Origin of the sequence: Rhodococcus sp. WB1 (genome assembly GCF_001700945.1) — a bacterium.
In the GTDB taxonomy this organism is placed as follows: domain Bacteria; phylum Actinomycetota; class Actinomycetes; order Mycobacteriales; family Mycobacteriaceae; genus Rhodococcus; species Rhodococcus aetherivorans.
The window spans coordinates 1,761,317-1,779,627 of the sequence record NZ_CP015529.1; the positions used below are offsets into that span (position 1 = coordinate 1,761,317).

14 protein-coding genes, 1 tRNA gene and 1 pseudogene are annotated in these 18,311 nt (G+C 71.1%); 8 read left to right on the top strand and 8 right to left on the bottom strand.

All coding sequences use genetic code 11. From position 1 onward, the window contains the following. Positions 1 to 103: 103 nt before the first annotated feature. Entirely contained in the window at positions 104 to 946 is an 843-nt protein-coding gene (locus tag A4U64_RS07810) for an SDR family NAD(P)-dependent oxidoreductase (RefSeq protein WP_081705050.1), read from the top strand. A gap of 36 nt (positions 947 to 982) precedes the next feature. Here A4U64_RS07810 and A4U64_RS07815 read toward each other — a convergent pair whose 3' ends face one another. After that, positions 983 to 1,237 carry a mycoredoxin gene (locus A4U64_RS07815; protein WP_029544555.1) on the bottom strand — a complete coding sequence of 85 codons (255 nt, stop codon included), beginning with the start codon at positions 1,235 to 1,237 and terminating at the stop codon, positions 983 to 985. Between the two features lie 114 nt (positions 1,238 to 1,351). Between A4U64_RS07815 and A4U64_RS07820 the strand changes: the two genes are divergently transcribed. Both A4U64_RS07820 and A4U64_RS07825 read left to right on the top strand, forming a co-directional pair. Then, positions 1,352 to 3,484: an ATP-dependent DNA helicase UvrD2 gene (locus tag A4U64_RS07820; RefSeq protein ID WP_232334177.1), complete on the top strand. Its 2,133-nt coding sequence runs from the start codon at positions 1,352 to 1,354 to the stop codon at positions 3,482 to 3,484. A gap of 383 nt (positions 3,485 to 3,867) precedes the next feature. Further along, positions 3,868 to 4,146, top strand: a complete 279-nt coding sequence (locus A4U64_RS07825) for a WhiB family transcriptional regulator (protein WP_043797088.1) — start codon at positions 3,868 to 3,870, stop codon at positions 4,144 to 4,146. Between the two features lie 21 nt (positions 4,147 to 4,167). On the opposite strand, the gene A4U64_RS07830 is transcribed toward A4U64_RS07825, so the two are convergent. The 3 genes from A4U64_RS07830 to A4U64_RS07840 all read right to left on the bottom strand — a co-directional run bounded on the left by A4U64_RS07830 (position 4,168) and on the right by A4U64_RS07840 (position 8,014). Continuing rightward, positions 4,168 to 5,499: an ABC1 kinase family protein gene (locus A4U64_RS07830; RefSeq protein WP_029544549.1), complete on the bottom strand. Its 1,332-nt coding sequence runs from the start codon at positions 5,497 to 5,499 to the stop codon at positions 4,168 to 4,170. Positions 5,500 to 5,557: 58 nt separating this feature from the next. Next, positions 5,558 to 6,418, bottom strand: coding sequence for a TOMM precursor leader peptide-binding protein (locus tag A4U64_RS07835; protein WP_029544547.1), 861 nt, complete (start codon positions 6,416 to 6,418; stop codon positions 5,558 to 5,560). Between the two features lie 93 nt (positions 6,419 to 6,511). Then, complete coding sequence (locus A4U64_RS07840; RefSeq protein ID WP_065922416.1) at positions 6,512 to 8,014, bottom strand: zinc-dependent metalloprotease; 1,503 nt, start codon at positions 8,012 to 8,014, stop codon at positions 6,512 to 6,514. A gap of 88 nt (positions 8,015 to 8,102) precedes the next feature. Between A4U64_RS07840 and A4U64_RS07845 the strand changes: the two genes are divergently transcribed. After that, positions 8,103 to 9,128 carry a YlbL family protein gene (locus A4U64_RS07845; RefSeq protein ID WP_029544543.1) on the top strand — a complete coding sequence of 342 codons (1,026 nt, stop codon included), beginning with the start codon at positions 8,103 to 8,105 and terminating at the stop codon, positions 9,126 to 9,128. A gap of 20 nt (positions 9,129 to 9,148) precedes the next feature. On the opposite strand, the gene A4U64_RS07850 is transcribed toward A4U64_RS07845, so the two are convergent. After that, positions 9,149 to 9,754: a PPA1309 family protein gene (locus A4U64_RS07850; protein WP_044476283.1), complete on the bottom strand. Its 606-nt coding sequence runs from the start codon at positions 9,752 to 9,754 to the stop codon at positions 9,149 to 9,151. A gap of 155 nt (positions 9,755 to 9,909) precedes the next feature. Between A4U64_RS07850 and A4U64_RS07855 the strand changes: the two genes are divergently transcribed. After that, positions 9,910 to 12,897: a UPF0182 family protein gene (locus A4U64_RS07855; protein WP_198163409.1), complete on the top strand. Its 2,988-nt coding sequence runs from the start codon at positions 9,910 to 9,912 to the stop codon at positions 12,895 to 12,897. A gap of 255 nt (positions 12,898 to 13,152) precedes the next feature. Beyond that, positions 13,153 to 13,229: transfer RNA gene (locus A4U64_RS07860), tRNA-Met, on the top strand. Between the two features lie 51 nt (positions 13,230 to 13,280). Here A4U64_RS07860 and A4U64_RS07865 read toward each other — a convergent pair. Beyond that, on the bottom strand, positions 13,281 to 14,924 hold the full coding sequence (locus A4U64_RS07865; protein ID WP_029544536.1) for an acyl-CoA synthetase: 1,644 nt from the start codon (positions 14,922 to 14,924) through the stop codon (positions 13,281 to 13,283). 181 nt (positions 14,925 to 15,105) lie between these two features. Between A4U64_RS07865 and A4U64_RS28725 the strand changes: the two genes are divergently transcribed. Further along, the gene (locus A4U64_RS28725; RefSeq protein ID WP_051359198.1) at positions 15,106 to 15,309 is read left to right on the top strand and encodes a hypothetical protein; all 204 of its coding nucleotides are present in this window, start codon (positions 15,106 to 15,108) and stop codon (positions 15,307 to 15,309) included. Next, positions 15,255 to 15,521, top strand: a pseudogene (locus A4U64_RS28735) (potassium channel family protein); the annotation flags it as partial. The gene A4U64_RS28725 and the pseudogene A4U64_RS28735, both read left to right, overlap by 55 nt. 86 nt (positions 15,522 to 15,607) lie before the next feature. Here A4U64_RS28735 and A4U64_RS07880 read toward each other — a convergent pair. Together A4U64_RS07880 and A4U64_RS07885 are read right to left on the bottom strand one after the other, a co-directional pair. After that, entirely contained in the window at positions 15,608 to 16,816 is a 1,209-nt protein-coding gene (locus A4U64_RS07880) for an acyl-CoA dehydrogenase family protein (RefSeq protein ID WP_006940624.1), read from the bottom strand. 43 nt (positions 16,817 to 16,859) lie between these two features. Then, positions 16,860 to 18,251, bottom strand: coding sequence for an acyl-CoA dehydrogenase family protein (locus tag A4U64_RS07885; protein WP_065922418.1), 1,392 nt, complete (start codon positions 18,249 to 18,251; stop codon positions 16,860 to 16,862). Between the last annotated feature and the right edge of the window lie 60 nt (positions 18,252 to 18,311).

Consider the following 18,311-nt stretch of genomic DNA (forward strand, 5'->3'; position numbering starts at 1 on the left):
AGCCAAACCGAGACGAGACGGACCGTCTTGACAAGAGGGAACGAGGGTCGCATACTCGCATGGCGAGACGATCCGTCTCGTCTAGATTCGAGGAGGCGCCGGTATGGTCGAGCAGCGGATATGGCTGGTCACGGGGGCAAGCCGAGGGCTAGGCCGAGCGTTCACCCGGGAGGCGCTCACCGCAGGAGACCGGGTGGCCGCTCTTGCCCGCACCGCAACCGCCGTGCCCGAGTTCCGGGACGACGAGCGGGTGCTCACCGTCGATGTCGACGTGACCGACCGGTCGGCGGTGTTCGCGGCGGTCGATCGGGTTGTCGACCACTTCGGGCGCCTCGATGTCGTCGTCAACAATGCCGGGACGATGTGGACGGGCTTCGTCGAGGAGTTCACCGAGGAGCAGGCACGCGCTCAGATGGAGACCAACTTCTTCGGAGCGCTGTGGGTCACGCAGGCGGTGTTGCCGGCGCTGCGCCGGCGCCCGGGCCACCTGCTGCAGATCTCCAGTGTTGCGGGGATCGCGGCATTTCCCACCACCGGGTTGTACAGCGCCAGCAAGTTCGCACTGGAAGGACTGAGCGAGGCGGTCGCTGCCGAGGCTGCACACTTCGGGGTCGCCGTGACGATCGTCGAACCCGGCGGATACTGGACGGACCTGTACAAGGACATGCCCGCCACCGCGCCGCTCGACGACTATGCGGCGCTGCGCGCCGAGATGGCAGCGACGTCGGCCGCCGGCGGCGTCGACAGCGAGCCGGCGCTCGCCGCGGCCGCGGTCCGGGCAGCCGTGGACAGCGACGCCCCGCCGAGACGGTTGATCCTCGGCAGCGTCGTCTACGACGCCGCGGTCGGACTCGCGCAGGAGCGCATCCGGGACTGGGCGGCATGGGAGCAGGTCAGCCGGGCAGCCGAACACGCCGTGCCGGCCCCGCCGGGATACACCACCTGAGCTCCTCGGTGCTCCCGGCGGATGCGGTGCCGTCGGCTAGAGACCGAGCGCCTGCTTGACCGCGGACAGCGGGGGATTGGTCGCGGTGCTGCCGTCGGCGAACTTCACCGTGGGGACCACGTGGTTTCCGTCGTTGACGCTGCCGACGAACTCGGCGGCGGACGGGTCGGCCTCGATGTCGATCTCGGCGTAGCCGATGCCGTGCTCGTCGAGCTGGCTCTTGAGGCGGCGGCAGTAGCCGCACCAGTCGGTGGTGTAGAGCGTCAGGGCGGGAGCATCGGTCGTAGTCACGGTGCGCACAACAACTCCGGGGCACCCGCTGTTCCGCGCGACGGTGAAATGTGTTCTCCACCACAGTCGGTGTGGGCCGGAGGCCTGTCACCGCGTCCTGCCATGATGGAGCCCATGCGAGCAGATGCATCGGTGGAGGGCCTGGATCCCCAGCAGGCGGCGGCGGTCCTCGCGCCGCGGGGCCCGGTGTGTGTCCTCGCCGGTGCCGGGACGGGAAAGACCCGGACCATCACCCGCCGCGTCGCGCACCTGGTGTCCCACGGACACGTCGCGGCCGGCCAGGTCCTCGCCGTCACGTTCACCGCCCGCGCCGCCGGGGAGATGCGCAGCCGGCTGCGCGAACTCGGGGTGGGCGGCTCGGGGCCGCAGGTGCAGGCGCGTACCTTCCACGCCGCCGCGCTGCGGCAGCTGCGCTACTTCTGGCCGCGAGTGGTCGGCGACACGCCGTGGCAGCTGCTCGACCGCAAGTTCGCCGTCGTCTCCCAGGCCGCGCACCGTGCCGGGTTCGCCACCGACACCGACACCGTGCGCGACCTGCTCTCGGAGATCGAGTGGGCCAAGGGTTCGCTCGTCGCGCCGGAGGACTACCCGGCCGCGGTGGCCCGGGCCCGGCGTGAGCCCCCCGCCGACGCCGGACGGGTGGCTGCCGTCTACGCCGGCTACGAGTCCCTCAAGGTGCGCGACGACGGTATCTTCCTCGACTTCGACGACCTGCTGCTGCACACGGCCGCCGCGCTCGAGGAGCACACCGCCGTCGCCGAGGAGTTCCGCGACCGCTACCGCTGCTTCGTCGTCGACGAGTACCAGGACGTCACGCCCCTGCAGCAGCGCGTGCTCGACGCGTGGCTCGGCGACCGCGACGACCTCACCGTCGTCGGCGACGCGAATCAGACGATCTACTCGTTCACCGGTGCCACCCCGCAGTATCTGCTCGACTTCTCCCGCCGATTCCCGGACGCCACCGTGGTCCGGCTCGAACGCGACTACCGTTCCACGCCGCAGGTGGTGTCCCTCGCCAACCGGGTCATCGGTGCGGCACGCGGCCGCATCGCCGGGACCCGCCTCCAGCTCGTCGGCCAGCGCCCGCCCGGACCCGAGCCGGCGTTCGCCGAGTACGACGACGAGCCCGCCGAGGCGCAGGCCGTGGCCAAGTCGATCGCGAAGCTGCTGGGATCGGGGGTGCCCGCCGCCGAGATCGCGGTGCTCTACCGCATCAATGCCCAGTCGGAGGCCTACGAGCAGGCGTTCACCGAGGCCGGTATCCCGTATCAGGTCCGCGGCGGCGAGGGCTTCTTCACCCGCGCCGAGGTGCGCCAGGCGGTCGGCGCGCTGCGGCAGGCCCACGGCCGCGACGACCTGCCCGAGGGCGCCGATCGCGGCGCCGCCCTCGTCACGCTGGTGCGGGCGGTGCTCGCCCCGCTCGGCCTGACCGAGGCCGAGCCTGCCGGTGCGCAGGCCCGTGAACGGTGGGAATCGCTGCGGGCGCTCGTGCAGCTGACCGAGGAGCTTCTCGGGCACGAGCCCGACCTCGATCTCGACGGTCTGCTGCGTGACCTGGCGGCGCGGGCCGAGGCGCGGCACCCGCCGACGGTGCAGGGCGTGACGCTCGCGTCGCTGCACGCGGCCAAGGGCCTGGAATGGGACGCGGTCTTCCTCGTCGGCCTCACCGACGGGACCCTGCCCATCGTGCACGTCGTCGGCGACAGCTCCACGCCGCCCGACGAGGCCGGCATCGAGGAGGAGCGCCGCCTGCTGTACGTCGGGGTCACCCGCGCCCGCGTGCACCTGCAACTGTCCTGGGCGCTCTCGCGCACCGAGGGCGGCCGCCGGTCGCGGCGGCGGTCCCGGTTCCTGCACGGTCTGATCCCCGACGACTCGCCGGCCTCCCGGATCGCGGCCCCCGCGTCGCCGAAACGTAAGCGGCCGCAGTGCCGCGTGTGCGGAAAGCCTCTGATGGGGTCGTCCGCGACCATGCTCGGGCGCTGCGAGGGCTGCCCGTCGGACCTGGACGAATCGCTGCTGATGGCGCTGAAGGACTGGCGCCGGGAACGTTCCAAGGAGATGAAGGTCCCCGCCTACGTGGTGTTCAGCGACAACACGCTCATCGCGATCGCTGAGCAGCGGCCGGGCGACGACCGTGCCCTCGTCGCCATCCCCGGCATCGGGGCGAAGAAACTCGAGCAGTTCGGCGCGGACGTGCTCGCCGTCGTGCGCGGTGAACGCGCGCCCGATACCCTCGATCTCTAGCGGTTCGCAAAGCTGCGGTAAAACCGCAGGTAGAAAATGGGTTGTGCGATCGACGGCCGAGTTCCTAGGCTGGAGGTCGATGTCACGGGAAAGGCCCGTGCGCGGACGACGAAGGAGGTGGCCCCGATGCTCGGCTTCGATGCAGCTGCAGTGGTGGTCGCCGCCCCCGTCGCCGGCGCCCCCGTCGCCGCCCGCGCGTGCACTCCGCGCGTCGCCCGCGTGCGAGCAGCCGCCCCTTCGTCCGTGCCCCGAAGCCACCGAGGTTCACCCCGGTAATCTTCATTCGCCTTCCGGCCACGGACACCGCCCAGCGGACCGTGGCCTTCTTCGTCTTCTGCCCGGTTCGCGCATCGCATCCGAACCAGACAGAGGAGACATCCATCGTGCAGACCGCAACGCTCGACGTCGACCATACGACGCGCGTGCGCGAGTTGCCTTGCCGCGACGGCGATCCGGACCTGTGGTTCGCCGAATCACCGACCGAACTGGAGCGAGCCAAGGCGCTGTGCGGCCGGTGCCCGATCCGCGCCCACTGCCTCGCCGCGGCACTCGACCGTGCCGAGCCGTGGGGCGTGTGGGGCGGCGAGATCTTCGAACGGGGTGTCGTCGTCGCCCGCAAGCGTCCGCGGGGACGCCCCCGCAAGGAACTGGTGTGCGCCTAGGCCGGACCGGCTGCCGGGAGGTCAGTCCACCGGATCGGTGAATCCCGGCAGCCACGCCGACAGGATCCGCATGTACGGCGCGTGCGCGTCCAGTTGCGCGCAGATACCGACGGAGCCGAGGAGTACGCGGACGATGTTCGCGTACTCCGGCGGCAGGTTCAGTGCCCGCGCAGTGCGGAAGTTGGATCCGGAGAAGTCGGTGGCGGTGCCCGCCGCCTTCTGCAGCCAGGCCCGGGTGAAGTGGAACGACTCCGTGTGGATCGGATCCGTGAACGGGCGCAGGTAGTCCGCGATCTCCTGCTCGGTGACCTCCCGGCCCGGCAGGACGAACCGGTTCTCGTAGAGCAGCGTGGTCAGCTCGTCGAAGCGCTCCTCGAGGGCCAGCCGCACCATCCGGCCCAGCACCGGCGGCAACCCGTTCGGCATCGCGGCCGTGGCACCGAAGTCGATGACGCCGAGCCGGCCGTCGTCGAGCAGCATGAAGTTGCCCGGGTGCGGATCGCAGTGCAGCAGCCCCACCTGTGCCGGGGACGCGAAGTGGAACTCGGCCAGCAGCGCCCCGGCCCGGTTGCGCTGCTCGCGGGTTCCCTCGGCGATGATCATGGAAAGCGGTGTCGCCGTGAGCCATTCGGTGACGAAGACCTTCGGGGAGCTGGCGACGACCCGCGGCACGACGAACCGGGGATCGTCGGCGAACACCCTGGCGAACGTCCGCTGGTTGTCGGCCTCGATCCGGTAGTCGAGCTCCTCCTCGGTGCGCGCGGTCAGCTCGTCGAGCACGGCCCGCACGTCGGTGCCCGGCATCACCGTCGCGAACAGTCCCGCGAACCGCGACAGGGTGCGCAGATCGGCGCGCAGCGCCTCGTCGGCACCCGGGTACTGAACCTTCACCGCGACCTCGCGGCCGTCCGCCCACACCGCCCGGTGGACCTGGCCGATGCTCGCCGAGGCGGTGGGAATGTCGTCGAACGAGGCGAAGCGCTCCCGCCAGCGGGCGCCGAGCTGCTGATCGAGGACGCGATGGACCGCCTTGGCCGGCAGCGGCGGCGCCGCCGACTGCAGCTTCGTCAGCGCCTCCCGGTACGGCTCGGCGAACTCCTCCGGCACCGCGGCTTCCATCACGCTCAGCGCCTGGCCCACCTTCATGGCTCCGCCCTTGAGCTCGCCGAGCACCGTGAACAGCTGCTCGGCCGCCTTCGCCGCGAGCTCGGCATCGATCTCCTCGCGGTCCCCGCCGGCCAGACGCCGGCCGAATCCCACCGCGGCGCGACCGGCGATCCCGAGGGGGATGCTGGCGAGCTTGGCGGTGCGGGAACTGCTTCTGCGGGGGATTTCGGCCACGCCCACCATCATGCCTGACGGCGTCAGACCGGCGCGGTGCGCCGCTGCGTCACCGGCGCGGTGCGCCGCTTCACGCGGGTGTGCCTCCGCACCCGCAGTCCGGGTGCCGGAACCAGCGCCGCGACGTGAGTCGATGGCTGCGCAGATCCACCTCGAGGGTCCGGTCCAACGTCGCGGGCGGCGTGGACGGCGAGGCGGCGAGAATCGCGTCGAGCTGTCCGAGGGCGAGGGCCGCGGTCGCCAGCACCGCTGCGGGCTCCGCACACCCGACGCGGTCGCACAGCTGGGCGGCCAGCTGCGGCCAGTGCGGATCGAGATCCGTGCGGGTCAGATCGGCGCAACGCAGGCAGCTCGTGCGGCCCGGGACGACGAAGGGGCCGACGATGCCGCGGCCGTCGCGCAGCAGTACGGGCAGATGCGGCACACGGTGCCGCATCAGCTCGCGGACGAGACCGGGGTCGGGCACCAGCGCGTCGGTGAGCAGCACGCACTGCGCGTCCCAGCGGGCGACGTCGCTGTCGCCGGTGTAGACGGCGGACCGGCGCAGCCGCGTGCCCGACACCGTCAGTTGGGCGACCAGCGCGTCTGCCAGCGGCCCGCGCCCGTGCACCCGCACCCGGGGGACCTGCAGCGCGGCTACGCCGGGATCACGGACCGCACCGAGGGCGGTCAGCTCGTCGAGCAGGGCGGTGACGGCGGCGCCCGGCAGCCCCGCCCGCGCGGTGCGGGCGAGGATCTCCTCGCGCGACGAGCGCCCGTCGAGCAGGCGCAGCACCGTCGAGAGTCCGAACGCGTCGAGCCCCGCGCCGGGGGACAGGACGGCCGCCGTGTCCGGACCCCACCCGAGTTGTACCGTCCCGTCCGGTCGGTGGAGCACCTCGAGGGCAGGGTCGAGCGCCGGTCCGGACTGTGGATGCGTTGCCGTGGTCATGCCGTCAGCCTGACAGCAAACCCGTCGCACCACCTGTGCCCGAGGCGGGTTGTCCACAGGGTAAAACCGGCGCCTACCTGGCCCGATGTGCGTTCAGGCGGATTCGTCGGGATCGGTGGACTCGCCGGAGCCCGGCTCGCCCTTCTCCCGCTCGGCGCGTTCGCGCGCCTCGGTCTCGCGCAGCTGGGCGATCGGATCGTCGAACGCCGCCGCTTCTCCGCCGATGACGCGGTCGAGGAACGCGGCCGGGTTGTCGAGGTCCGACGAGTCCGGCAGCAGATCCGGGTGCGCCCATACCTTGTCCCGCGCGTCCGGCCCGGCATCGGTGGTGAGCCGGCGCCACAGGGCCGCGGCCTCGCGCAGCTTCCGCGGCCGCAACTCGAGACCGACGAGAGTCGCGAAGGTCTGCTCGGCGGGCCCGCCGCTCGCGCGGCGGCGGCGCAGCGTCTCGCTCAGCGCGGCCACCCCGGGCAGCCGGTCGCCGAGCGCGTCGGCGACCACGGTCTCCACCCAGCCCTCGACCAGGGCGAGCAGCGTTTCGAGGCGTTCGAGGGCCTGCTTCTGCTCGGGGGTGGTTTGCGGCTCGAACGCCGCACCCTTGAGCAGTTCCTCGATCTTCGACGGATCCGTCAGCGCCATGGGATCGATACCCTGGGCGAGGTCCTCGATCGCGGAGAAGTCCATCCGAATGCCACGCGCGTAGTCCTCCACAGTGGACAGCAGGCGCGAGCGCAGCCACGGCACGTGGCTGTAGAGCCGTTGGTGTGCCGCCTCCCGGGCGGCGAGGAAGACCAGGACTTCCTGGGCCGGCTGCTCGAGTCCGTCACCGAACGCCTCGATCGCGGCGGGCATCAGCGCCGCGGTGCCCGTGGGCCCGAGCGGCAGGCCGATGTCGGTCGAGGTCAGGACCTCCTTGGCGAGCTGCCCGAGGGCCTGGCCGAGCTGGGAACCGAACGCCAGCCCGCCCATCTGGGAGAACATGCCGAGCATCGGCCCGGCCATCGCCCGGGCCTCTTCCGGCAGGCCCTGCATCCACATGCCGTTGACCTGCTCGGCCACCGGATCGCACAGGCGTTTCCACGTCTCGAGCGTGTTGTCGAGCCAGTCGACGGGCGTCCACGCGACGGTGCGGGTCGCGCCCGCGGGCAGGGTCGTCGCCCCGTCGAGCCACAGTTCCGCCAGATGTGCGGCGTCCCGGACGGCGTCCGCCGACCCGGACGACACCGGGGTGACGGAGCCGATCTGCTGGCGGGCGAGCTTGCCGGCCACCTCGTAGTTGACCGGCCCGGAACCGCCGGACCCCACCGCGCTGCCCATGCCGCTGAGCATCTGACCGAACTGTGTCAGCATCTGCCCGAGCGCCGCCGGGTCGAAGCCCTGCGCGCCGAACGGGTTGTCGCCGCCCGAGCCGAACGGGGCACCGCCTGCGCCGGGGGCCCCGAAACCGAAGGGGAACCCGCCGGTGGCGCCGCCCTGGGACCCGGCGCCTTCCGGGCCGGCACCCTCGGCGCCGGATCCCTCGGCACCGGAACCGGAGTCCTTCCTGCGGTCCGGGTCGTCGTCGGGATTCGAGAATCCGAAAGGCGTGTCGCTCATGTCGTCAACGGTACAAGGCGCACCGCGGGGTGGCGGCCCCCGCGATCACGCTGATCGCGAACATCGCCGCTCCGGATACCCTGGCCGGGTGAATCGACGGCTCGTGACGATCCTGGCGGCGCTGTTCCCCGCGCTGCTGCTGGTGACGGTGGCGCTGAACGTGAAGGTGCCGTACGTGGCGCTCGGGCCGGGCCCGACGTTCGACACCCTCGGCGAGATCGACGGCAAGGCTGTCGTCGCCATCGAGGGCGCCGACACCGACCCCACCAGTGGCGAGCTCGTGATGACCACGGTCGGGGTCAGCGACCGCCTGACCGTGGCGCAGGCGCTCTCGGCGTGGCTGGGCAGCCGGTACGGGATCGCCCCCCGCGAGCAGATCTACCCGCCCACCGCGACCAGGGAGCAGGTCAAGGAGGCGGACGCCGCCCAGTTCGAGCAGTCCGAACGCAGCGCGGAACTCGCCGCCCTGCACCACCTCGACCTGCCCGTCGTCCTGCGCGTCGCCAGGGTCGGCGAGTCCGGGCCCTCCGCCGGCGTGCTGCGCGAGGGCGACCGGCTCGTCACCGTCGCCGGGGAGCCGGTAACCACCGCCGGCAGCGTGCAGCGGGCCGTCGCCGCGGTCGCGCCCGGCACCCCAGTCGACGTCGTGCTGGTGCGCGACGGGGTCGAGCAGACCGCCTCGGTGACCGTGGGAGCCCGCCCCGACGATCCGGACAAGGGCTTCCTCGGCATCAGCCCCGAGGAGGTCCCGGACGTGCCGTTCGACGTGACGTTCAACCTCGCCGACGTCGGTGGCCCGTCGGCGGGGCTGATCTTCAGCCTCGCCGTGGTCGACAAGCTCAGCCCCGGCGAGCTCAGCGGCGGCGAGGTCGTCGCAGGTACCGGCACCATCGATTCCGACGGGGTCGTCGGCCCGATCGGCGGCATCACCCACAAGCTCGTCGGGGCCGCGGAGGACGGCGCCACGGTGTTCCTCGTGCCCGCCGACAACTGCGCCGAGGCACAGAGCGACGCCCCCGACGGGATGCGGCTGGTCAAGGTCGAGACCCTCGAGGGCGCGATCGACGCGCTCGGCTCCCTCGCCGCCGGCGGCGACGCGCCCACCTGCGGCTAGGTCGTCGTGCGGGACCGTTCCTAGTCGTCGCCCGGTTCGAGGGTCGCGTACAGGGCGGACACCACGTTCGGCGCGAGGTTGTCGTAGGTGCGCAGCTCGATCCCGGCGAACGGGTCGTCCTCGTCGGTGGGCCGCAGCTGCAGCAGCGACAGCGACGGACCGTCGCGCAGGACCGCCGCGATCAGGCGGGCATCACGCCGCTCCGGGTGCCCGTGCGCCGCGGCCCGGGCGGCCTCGTCGGCGGCGTGTGGATCGGCGAGCAGCGGCACCAGTGCGTCGTCGAGATCCGACTCCGCGCTCGGGGGCAGTACCACGATCTCCTGCACCAGGGCGCAGCCGGCGACGGACTCGGGCCAGCTGGTGGTGGCGAGGAACTCGTCGAGGGCGGGGCTGCCGCCTTCGACGTCGTCGGGGAAGGCCTCCTGCTCCACCGGGGTGTACTCGTGGCCCTCGTCCAGCTGGTCGAGCAGGGTGGGTTCCGACGCCGCCAGCAGGGCCGTGGGCACCAGCGCAAACATCGTCGGCGGCTGTCCCCAGCCACCGGCGTCGACGAAGTCGACGATCTCACCGACGCACCGGCGCAGGGCGTCTTCGGACGGGACGGGATGACTGTCGCTCACGGACATATCCTTGCATCGTCGCCGGGTCTCGTCGCCGCGCGGCGTGGTGGTCGCCTCATTCCGTAGAGTGGGGCGAAACGGTCACCGCGAGTGCCGTGGGTGACAGTCGGGGTGAACAGCTGCGGCGCGTTCGCGTCGCCGGAGAATTGGGAGTGTGGCACGTGGGCATGAGGCCCCCCACCGGAGTACCTTCGCTGTCGAAACGCAGCAAGATCCTGCTGAGCCTGGCCGTGGTGGCCGCGGTGCTGCTGCTGGTCGGTCCCCGACTGGTGGACGCCTACACCAACTGGCTGTGGTTCGGCGAGGTCGACTTCCGTGACGTGTACCTGAAGGTGCTGTTGACCCGGATCGTCCTGTTCCTCCTCGTGAGCCTGTTCGTGGGCGGTGTGGTGTGGCTGGCGCTGTTGCTGGCGTACCGATCGCGGCCGGTGTTCGTGCCCGCATCCGGGCCCAACGACCCCATCTCGCGGTATCGCACCACGGTGATGACCCGGCTGCGCACGTTCGGCCTCGGCATTCCGATCGTGCTCGGCCTGCTGTCGGGCCTGATCGCGCAGGCGAGCTGGGTGACCGTGCAGATGTTCTTCAACGGCGGCTCGTTCGGCACCACGGACCCCCAGTTCGGGCTGGACGTCGGGTTCTACGCCTTCGACCTGCCGTTCTACCGCTTCCTGCTGAACTGGATGTTCGTGGCGGTCATCCTGGCGCTCTTCGCCAGCCTGGTCACCCACTACATCTTCGGCGGCATCCGGCTCGCCGGCCGCGGCGGCAGCCTCACCCGCGCCGCCCGCATCCAGCTGGCCGTGCTGGCCGGGGTCTTCGTTGCGCTCAAGGCGATCGCGTACTGGCTCGACCGGTACGCACTGCTGTGGAGCGGGCGCAAGGAGCCCACCTTCACGGGCGCGGGCTTCACCGACATCAACGCCGTGCTGCCCGCCAAGCTGATCCTGATGGCGATCGCGGTCATCTGCGCGGTGGCGTTCTTCGCGGCCATCGTGCTGCGCGACCTGCGCATCCCGGCGATGGCGACGGCCCTGCTCGTGCTCTCGTCGATCCTCGTCGGGGCCGTGTGGCCGCTGGTGGTCGAGCAGTTCTCCGTCCGGCCGAACGCCGCCGTCAAGGAGTCCGAGTACATCGAGCGCAACATCGCGGCGACGCGTGAGGCCTACGGCATCACGGACGAGATCGTGGAGTACCGGGATTACCCCGGCGTGGGCACCACGTCACCGCGCAACGTGCCGGCGGACGTGACCACCATCGCCAACACCCGCCTGCTCGATCCCAACGTGCTGCCGCGCACCTTCACCCAGCAGCAGCAGCTGAAGAACTTCTACGGGTTCCCGCCGTCGCTGGACATCGACCGGTACGAGATCGACGGGGAGCGCGAGGACTACATCGTCGCCGCCCGCGAGCTGTCGCCGTCGAGCCTGACGGGCAACCAGACCGACTGGATCAACAAGCACACGGTGTACACCCACGGCAACGGGCTGGTCGCGGCTCCCGCCAACCGGGTGAACGCGGCCGCCAGCGAGTCTGCGGAAGAGGCCGCGAACAGCAACAGTGGCTACCCGGTGTACATGGTCAGCGACATCGCATCGCTCGAGTCGGGCAACCAGGTGATTCCGGTCGAGCAGCCGCGGATCTACTTCGGTGAGGTCATCGCGCAGGAGGAGCCCGACTACGCGATCGTCGGTGCCGCCGAGGGGGAGGCCCCGCGGGAGTACGACACCGACACCGCGCAGTACACCTACACCGGCTCGGGTGGCGTCTCGATCGGCAACTGGTTCAACCGGCTCGCGTTCGCGTCCAAGTACGCCGAACGCAACATCCTGTTCTCGAGCGCCATCGGCAGCGAGTCGAAGCTGCTGTTCAACCGCGACCCGCGGGACCGGGTGACGAAGGTCGCCCCGTGGCTCACCGCCGACGGCGACGCCTATCCCGCCGCGGTCGACGGGCGCATCGTGTGGATCGTCGACGCCTACACCACGCTCGACAACTACCCGTACGCGCAGCGCAGTTCCCTCGAAGGGCTCGTCGAGGACAGCGTCGACCAGAACACCGGCCGGCTGCTGCCCCGCAAGGAGGTCTCCTACATCCGGAACTCGGTGAAGGCGACGGTCGACGCGTACGACGGCACCGTGACCCTCTACCAGGTCGACGATCAGGACCCGGTCCTGAAGGCGTGGATGGGTGTCTTCCCCGATGCGGTGACCCCGCAGGATCAGATCTCCGACGAGCTCCGCTCGCACTTCCGGTACCCGGAGGACCTGTTCAAGGTGCAGCGCGAGATGCTCGCGAAGTATCACGTGGACGACCCGCGCGAGTTCTTCACCAACAACGCGTTCTGGTCGGTGCCGAGCGATCCGACGGTGGACACGACCGCGAACCAGCCGCCGTACTACGTGCTGATCGGTGACGAGGAGACGGCCCGCCCGTCGTTCCGGCTCACCTCGGCGATGGTGGGCTTCAACCGGCAGTTCCTGTCCGCGTACATCTCGGTGGACTCGGACCCGGACAACTACGGCAGGTTCACGATCCTGCGGCTGCCGACCGACACTCAGACGTTCGGTCCCGAACAGACGCAGAACGCGATGATCTCCGACACGCGCGTCGCGTCGGAGCGGACCCTGCTCGAGAGATCCAACCGGATCCAGTACGGCAACCTGCTGACGTTGCCCATCGCCCAGGGCGGGATCCTCTACGTCCAGCCGATGTACACGGAACGCAGTTCGGCGACGGGGAGCACGTCGACGTTCCCGCAGCTGTCCCGGGTGATCGTCAGCTATCGCGAGCCCGGCCCTGCCGGCGGCGTGCGCATCGGCTACGCCCCCACCCTCGCCTCGGCGCTGGACCAGGTCTTCGGGGCCGGTGTCGGCAGTGCGGCCACCGCGCCGGGTGGCGAGTCGGCGCCCACCGCGCCGGTCGAGGGGACGGAGCAGGACGGTCAGGCAGCGGCTCCGGCGCCCGCTCCGGCGCCGAACCCCGCTCCCGCCCCGGCTCCCGCGGACCGGGCGGCCGCGGTCGCCGAACTCGACGCGGCGCTGGCCGAGCTCAGTGCGGCCCAGAGCACGGGCGACTTCGCCGCCTACGGCCGTGCGCTGCAACGGGTGCAGGCGGCCGTGGACGCGTACCAGTCCACCGGCGGCTGATCCCTTCCGCGACGAACGGGGCCCCGCGCACGAGGTGCGCGGGGCCCCGTCGGTTCGAGGACGACTCGGCGTCCGGCCGGGGCAGCCGCTCTCGCACCGCAGGTCGGCCGCCTCGCCACGCGATTGTTATTCCACCGTTATGTGAGCGGGGTCGTCGCGCGAGTGTGTCCCAGGACACAGGATGAGGGGCGAAAACGGCCTTCGCCCAGGCGATTTGCATTCCGTTCATCGGGCCGTGTAACTTCGTTCTTGCAACGCGGGGTGGAGCAGCTCGGTAGCTCGCTGGGCTCATAACCCAGAGGTCGCAGGTTCAAATCCTGTCCCCGCTACCAAGTGGAAGGGCCCGGCACCGGATCATCCGGTGCCGGGCCCTTCCCATGTGCTCAGGGCTTCATGTCGACGAGCACGCGTCGCAGCAGCTTTCCCGTCGCATTGCGCGGCAGCTCGTCGAGGAAGACGACGTCGCGCGGGACCTTGTAGCGGGCCAGGTTCGCCTTGACGTACTCCTTGATCTCCTCGGCGTCGCGCTCGGAGCCCTCCGCCGGCACCACGAAGGCGCGCAACCGGTGACCGAAGTCCGGATCCTCCACGCCGACCACCGCGGCGTCGAACACGTCGTCCCGCTCGACGAGGAGGTTCTCCACCTCGAGCGGGTACACGTTCTCGCCGCCGGAGACGATCATGTCGTCGTCTCGGCCGTCGACGAACAGCAGCCCGTCCTCGTCGAAGTGCCCCACGTCGCCGGTCGAGAGCAGACCGTTGATGCGCTCCTTGTCCCGGCCGTCGGTGTAGCCGTCGAAGCTCAGACCGCTCGCGACGAAGATCCGGCCCACCTCGCCGGGCGTCGTGATCCGGTTGCCGGCCTCGTCGTACAGTTCGACCCGGCACGTCACCGGCGGCCGTCCGGCCGTGCCCGGCGCCCGGCGGATGTCCTCGGGAGTAGCGACCGTGGCCACCGCGCATTCGGTGGAGCCGTACAGGTTGTGCAGCACGTCGCCGAAGTATTCACGGGTACGCCGGCACACGTCCGGCGACAGCGCGGACCCGGCGGAGAAGATGATCTGCAGGCTCGACGTGTCGTACCGCCCGATCGTCTCGCCGCCGAGGTCCAGGATCCGCTGCAGCATGGTCGGCACGACGACCAGCACGTTGGCCCGGTGCCGCTCGATCAGGCGAACCGTCTCGAGCGGGTCGAACCGTCGCTCCATCACCACCGTCTGCCCCAACGCCAGGGCGAGCCCGAACTGCGAGATTCCGGTCCCGTGGAACGCCGGCGCCGCCATCAGCATCGTCTGTCCCGGCCGCAGCGGTACCCGGTCCAGGAACTGCGCCGAGGCGAGCGGCGACGTGCGCTCGCGCGGGGCGCCCTTGGGTGTGCCGGTGGTGCCGCTGGTGAGCAGAACGAAACCGCCCAGCGTGCTCGGCGGCGGAACGGCGGACCCATCGAACTGCGCGAGCACGGACTCGATGCCCGGTGGGCCCGGCTCGTCGCCCTCGGGCCACGAGCTGTAGGTCCGTACCTCCGGCGGCAGGGCGGCCGCCACCGCCGCGAACTCGGCGTCGTAGACGAAGGTGCCCACACCTTCGCGCGCGGCGACGTCCGCGAGCTGCCGCGGAGCGAACCCGGTGTTCATCATGACCAGCTTCGCGCCGAGCTTGGCGGCGGCGAGCATGGTGAGAACGAGTCCGCGATGGTTGCGGGCCATCAGGCCCATCACGTCCCCCGCCGCGACGCCGTCGGCCTGCAGCGCCCGCACGAGCGCGTTCGACTGCGCCTCGAGTTCCTGGTAGCTCAGCCGGCCGCGCTCGTCGACGAGGGCGACGGCGTCGAAGCCACGCGCGGCGTGGGCGTGCACCGGTCCGGCGAACGGACCGTAGCGGCTCACCGCGACGAGGGTGCCGATCCCGTGGTCCACCCGGGGGAAGTGCAGCAGCCCGGAGCGGGCGAGCACCCGTACGGCGCCGAGCGTGTCGGTCACCCCCCCGGCGGCACCGGTGATCCTGTCGATGATGTCCTGCCCGGGCATGCTGTCCCCTTCGAGCTCGTGCCGGATTCGCGTCACCGCAACCCTAGTGGTGACGCGCCTCACAGTCATGGACATTCGTCCGAATTGCCGGCGGGCACCCGGACGGGAGGCGATTCCGGCCCGCGCGGCGGTGACGGCAGGATCCGTTCGTGATCCGATCCCTCGCCTCCGGGGCGTTCGAGTGACCGAGGAACGGTGGCGCCGCCTGTCCGAATGGCCGATGGCCACCGCGGCGGGGATGTTCCTGGCCGCGTACGCATGGCTGGTGCTCGCCCAGCCGGCGGACGGCACGGCGCGGGTGGGCGAGGCGGTGATGGTGCTCACCTGGGTGTCACCACGGTCGGCTACGGCGATTTCGCCCCCGTCACGGCCACCGGCCGGCTGATCGCGGCCGCCCTGATGATCGCGGGCATCGCCCTGCTCGGTGTCGTGACGGCCACGTCGGCGTCCTGGCCGGTCGAGCGTGTGGGCGAGCAGGACGAGGCGAGCCAGGCGGCGACACGGGCGCAGGTGGCCGCGCTGACGGCCGAGGTGGTCGCCCTTCGCGAGGATCTCCGCCGCGCACGTGAGGACGATTCCGCCGGCTCTCGCGTGTAGCGGACCGCCCCCGGAGCGCGAGAGGGCCCCCACCGTCGGTGCGTACGGCGGGGGCCCGACCCCTCGGAGAAGTGGTTTGTGACCTGCTACTTCAGCTCGGCGCTCGACAGGCCCAGCAGCCGTCGCGCGATGATGAGCTGCTGGATCTGCTGGGTGCCCTCGAAGATGTCGAGGATCTTCGAGTCGCGCGCCCACTTCTCGAGCAGCGGACGCTCGGAGTAGCCGTAGGTGCCGGCCAGTTCGACGGCCTTGAGGGTGACCGCGGTGCCGGTGCGGCCGGCCTTGGCCTTGGAGATCGAGGCCTCGAGCGAGTTGGGATGCTTGTTGTCGGCCATCCACGCGGCCCGCAGCGCCTGCAGGTAGGCCGCCTCCCAGTCGGCCTCGAGCGCGAGGAACTCGGCGGCCGCGGCGTGCTGGTTGCAGGCCGGGATGTCGTAGGACACCTCGACGCCGGCCTCGGCGAGGATGCCGCGCAGTTCCTCGAGCGCCGCGCGGGCGACGCCGACGGCCATGCCGGCGACGATCGGGCGGGTGTTGTCGAAGGTCTGCATGACCCCCGCGAACCCCTTCTCGACGTTCACCTCGGGGCTGCCGAGCAGGTTGTCCTTCGGGATCCGGCAGTTGTCGAGCACCAGGACGGCGGTGTCGGAGGCCTTGATGCCGAGCTTGTGCTCGAGGCGCGCCACGCTCAGGCCGGGGGCGTCCCGCGGGACGACGAACGACTTGATCGCCGCGCGCCCCTTCGACCTGTCGACGCTCGCCCACACCACCACGTGGGTCGAGCGCTCGCCGGCGGTGACGAAGATCTTCTCGCCGTTGAGGACCCACTCGTCGCCGTCGAGGACGGCGGTGGTGGTCACGGCGGCGGAATCGGAGCCGAAGCTCGGCTCGGTGATCGCCATCGACGCCCACACCTTGCCGAAGCGTTCGAGCTGCTCGTCGGTGGCGACGGCGGCGATCGCCGAGTTGCCGAGCCCCTGGTAGGGGATCGACAGGGTGAGCCCCACGTCGCCCCAGCAGGTTTCGATCACATTGAGCAGCGACGCCATGTTGCCGCCGTTGACGTTGCCGGCCTGCTTCTTCGGCTCGTCGCCGCGGCCGAGCGCCGCGCCCGAGGCGCCCTGACCGGAGTCGTTCAACCCCTCGACCATCGCGGCCATCGTGTCGAGCTCGACCGGGTACACGTGCTCGGCGAGGTCGTACTTGCGCGAGACGGGACGGAAGATCTGCGCGGCGACCTGGTGCGCCTGGTTCGCCGACGCCTTGAGCCTCTTGGGAAGTTCGAGATTGATCATCACAGATTCCTAGGTGTGAGGTGACGCTGCCGGATCGGGCGGCTCAGACGAGGACGACGCCCTCGGCGACGCCCACGGCGCGCAGGTCGCGGTACCAGCGTTCGACGGGGTGTTCCTTGGTGAAGCCGTGGCCACCGAGCAGCTGGACGCCGTCGAGGCCGATCCGCATGCCCTTGTCGGTGGCGAGCTTGCGGGCCAGCGCCGCCTCCCGGGCGAAGGACAGGCCCTGCTCGGCGCGGGCCGCGCCGCGCAGCGTGACCAGCCGGATGCCGTCGAGCTCGATCTTCATGTCGGCGACCATGAAGGCGACGGCCTGCCGGTGGCTGATCGGTTCGCCGAACGCCTCCCGTTCGTTGACGTAGGGGACGACGTAGTCGAGCACGGCCTGCCCGGTACCCATGGCGAGGGAGGCCCAGCCCAGGCGGGCGAGGCGGACCGCGTCCGCGTACTGCTCGGCGCGTGCGTCGGCGTCCGCGTCGCCGAGCAGGGCGGCCTGCGGGACGGCGACGTCGGTCAGATGCAGCCGGCCGAGCCCGGCGGCACGCAGGCCCATCGACGGGTCGGCCTCGATCGCGACGCCCTTGCTGTCGGACTCGACCAGGAACAGCGACGGCTTTCCGTCGAGCTCGGCGGCGACGACGAACAGTTCGGCGCTGCCGGCGGCCGGCACGAGGGACTTGACGCCGTTGAGCCGGTAACCGCTGGGGGAGCGCACCGCCTTGGTCTGCAGCGCGAACGGGTCGAACAGGGCGCGCGGCTCGGTGATCACGACACAGGCCTGCGGGACGTCGTCCCCGGCGAACGCCGGCAGGTAGGTCCGCTGCTGCTCCTCGGTGCCCCACTGGGTCAGGGCGACCGCGACGCCGCTCGGCGCGAGGATCGGCAGGGCCAGCCCCATGTCGCCGTGGGCGAGCGCCTCGGCGACGAGCGCGTTGGTGACCGCGCCCCGCTCGGTGGCGGCTCCTTCGAACGCCTCGGGCACATTGACGAGGGTGATGCCGAGTTCGGCGGCCCGGGCGAGGAGGTCGGTGGGGGCGGCGGCCGCCTCGTCGGCGTCGTGCGCGGCGGGCCGCAGGATCTCGGCGGCGAACTCGCGGACGGTCTCGGCGATCATCTGCTGATCGTCGGTGGGGGTCAGGTCGAACAGGTCGGTGCGGACGGCGGGGTCGAGGCGCTGAGGTGCGTTGCCGCCGGTGACCTTCTTGAAGGTGCGGGTGGCGGCGCCGAGCGTCTTGAAGCCGGTCTTGGTGGACTGGTAGGTCACCCGGTCGATGGCCTGCCGGAGGTTGTACCGGTCCGCGAGCTCCGAACCGGTGATCCGCGTGAGCACCCGCATCGCGGCGCCCATGGCGTCCCGTCGGAGGGGATTCAGGCCCACCGCGGACGTGTCGCGAGGGGTGTTCCGGGCCACACTCTCTTGCTTGCTCATGATCACCAGAAGTTTCTCGATGTGGGGACGGACACCACTACCTTACTCCGGAGTAAGGTAGGTGTC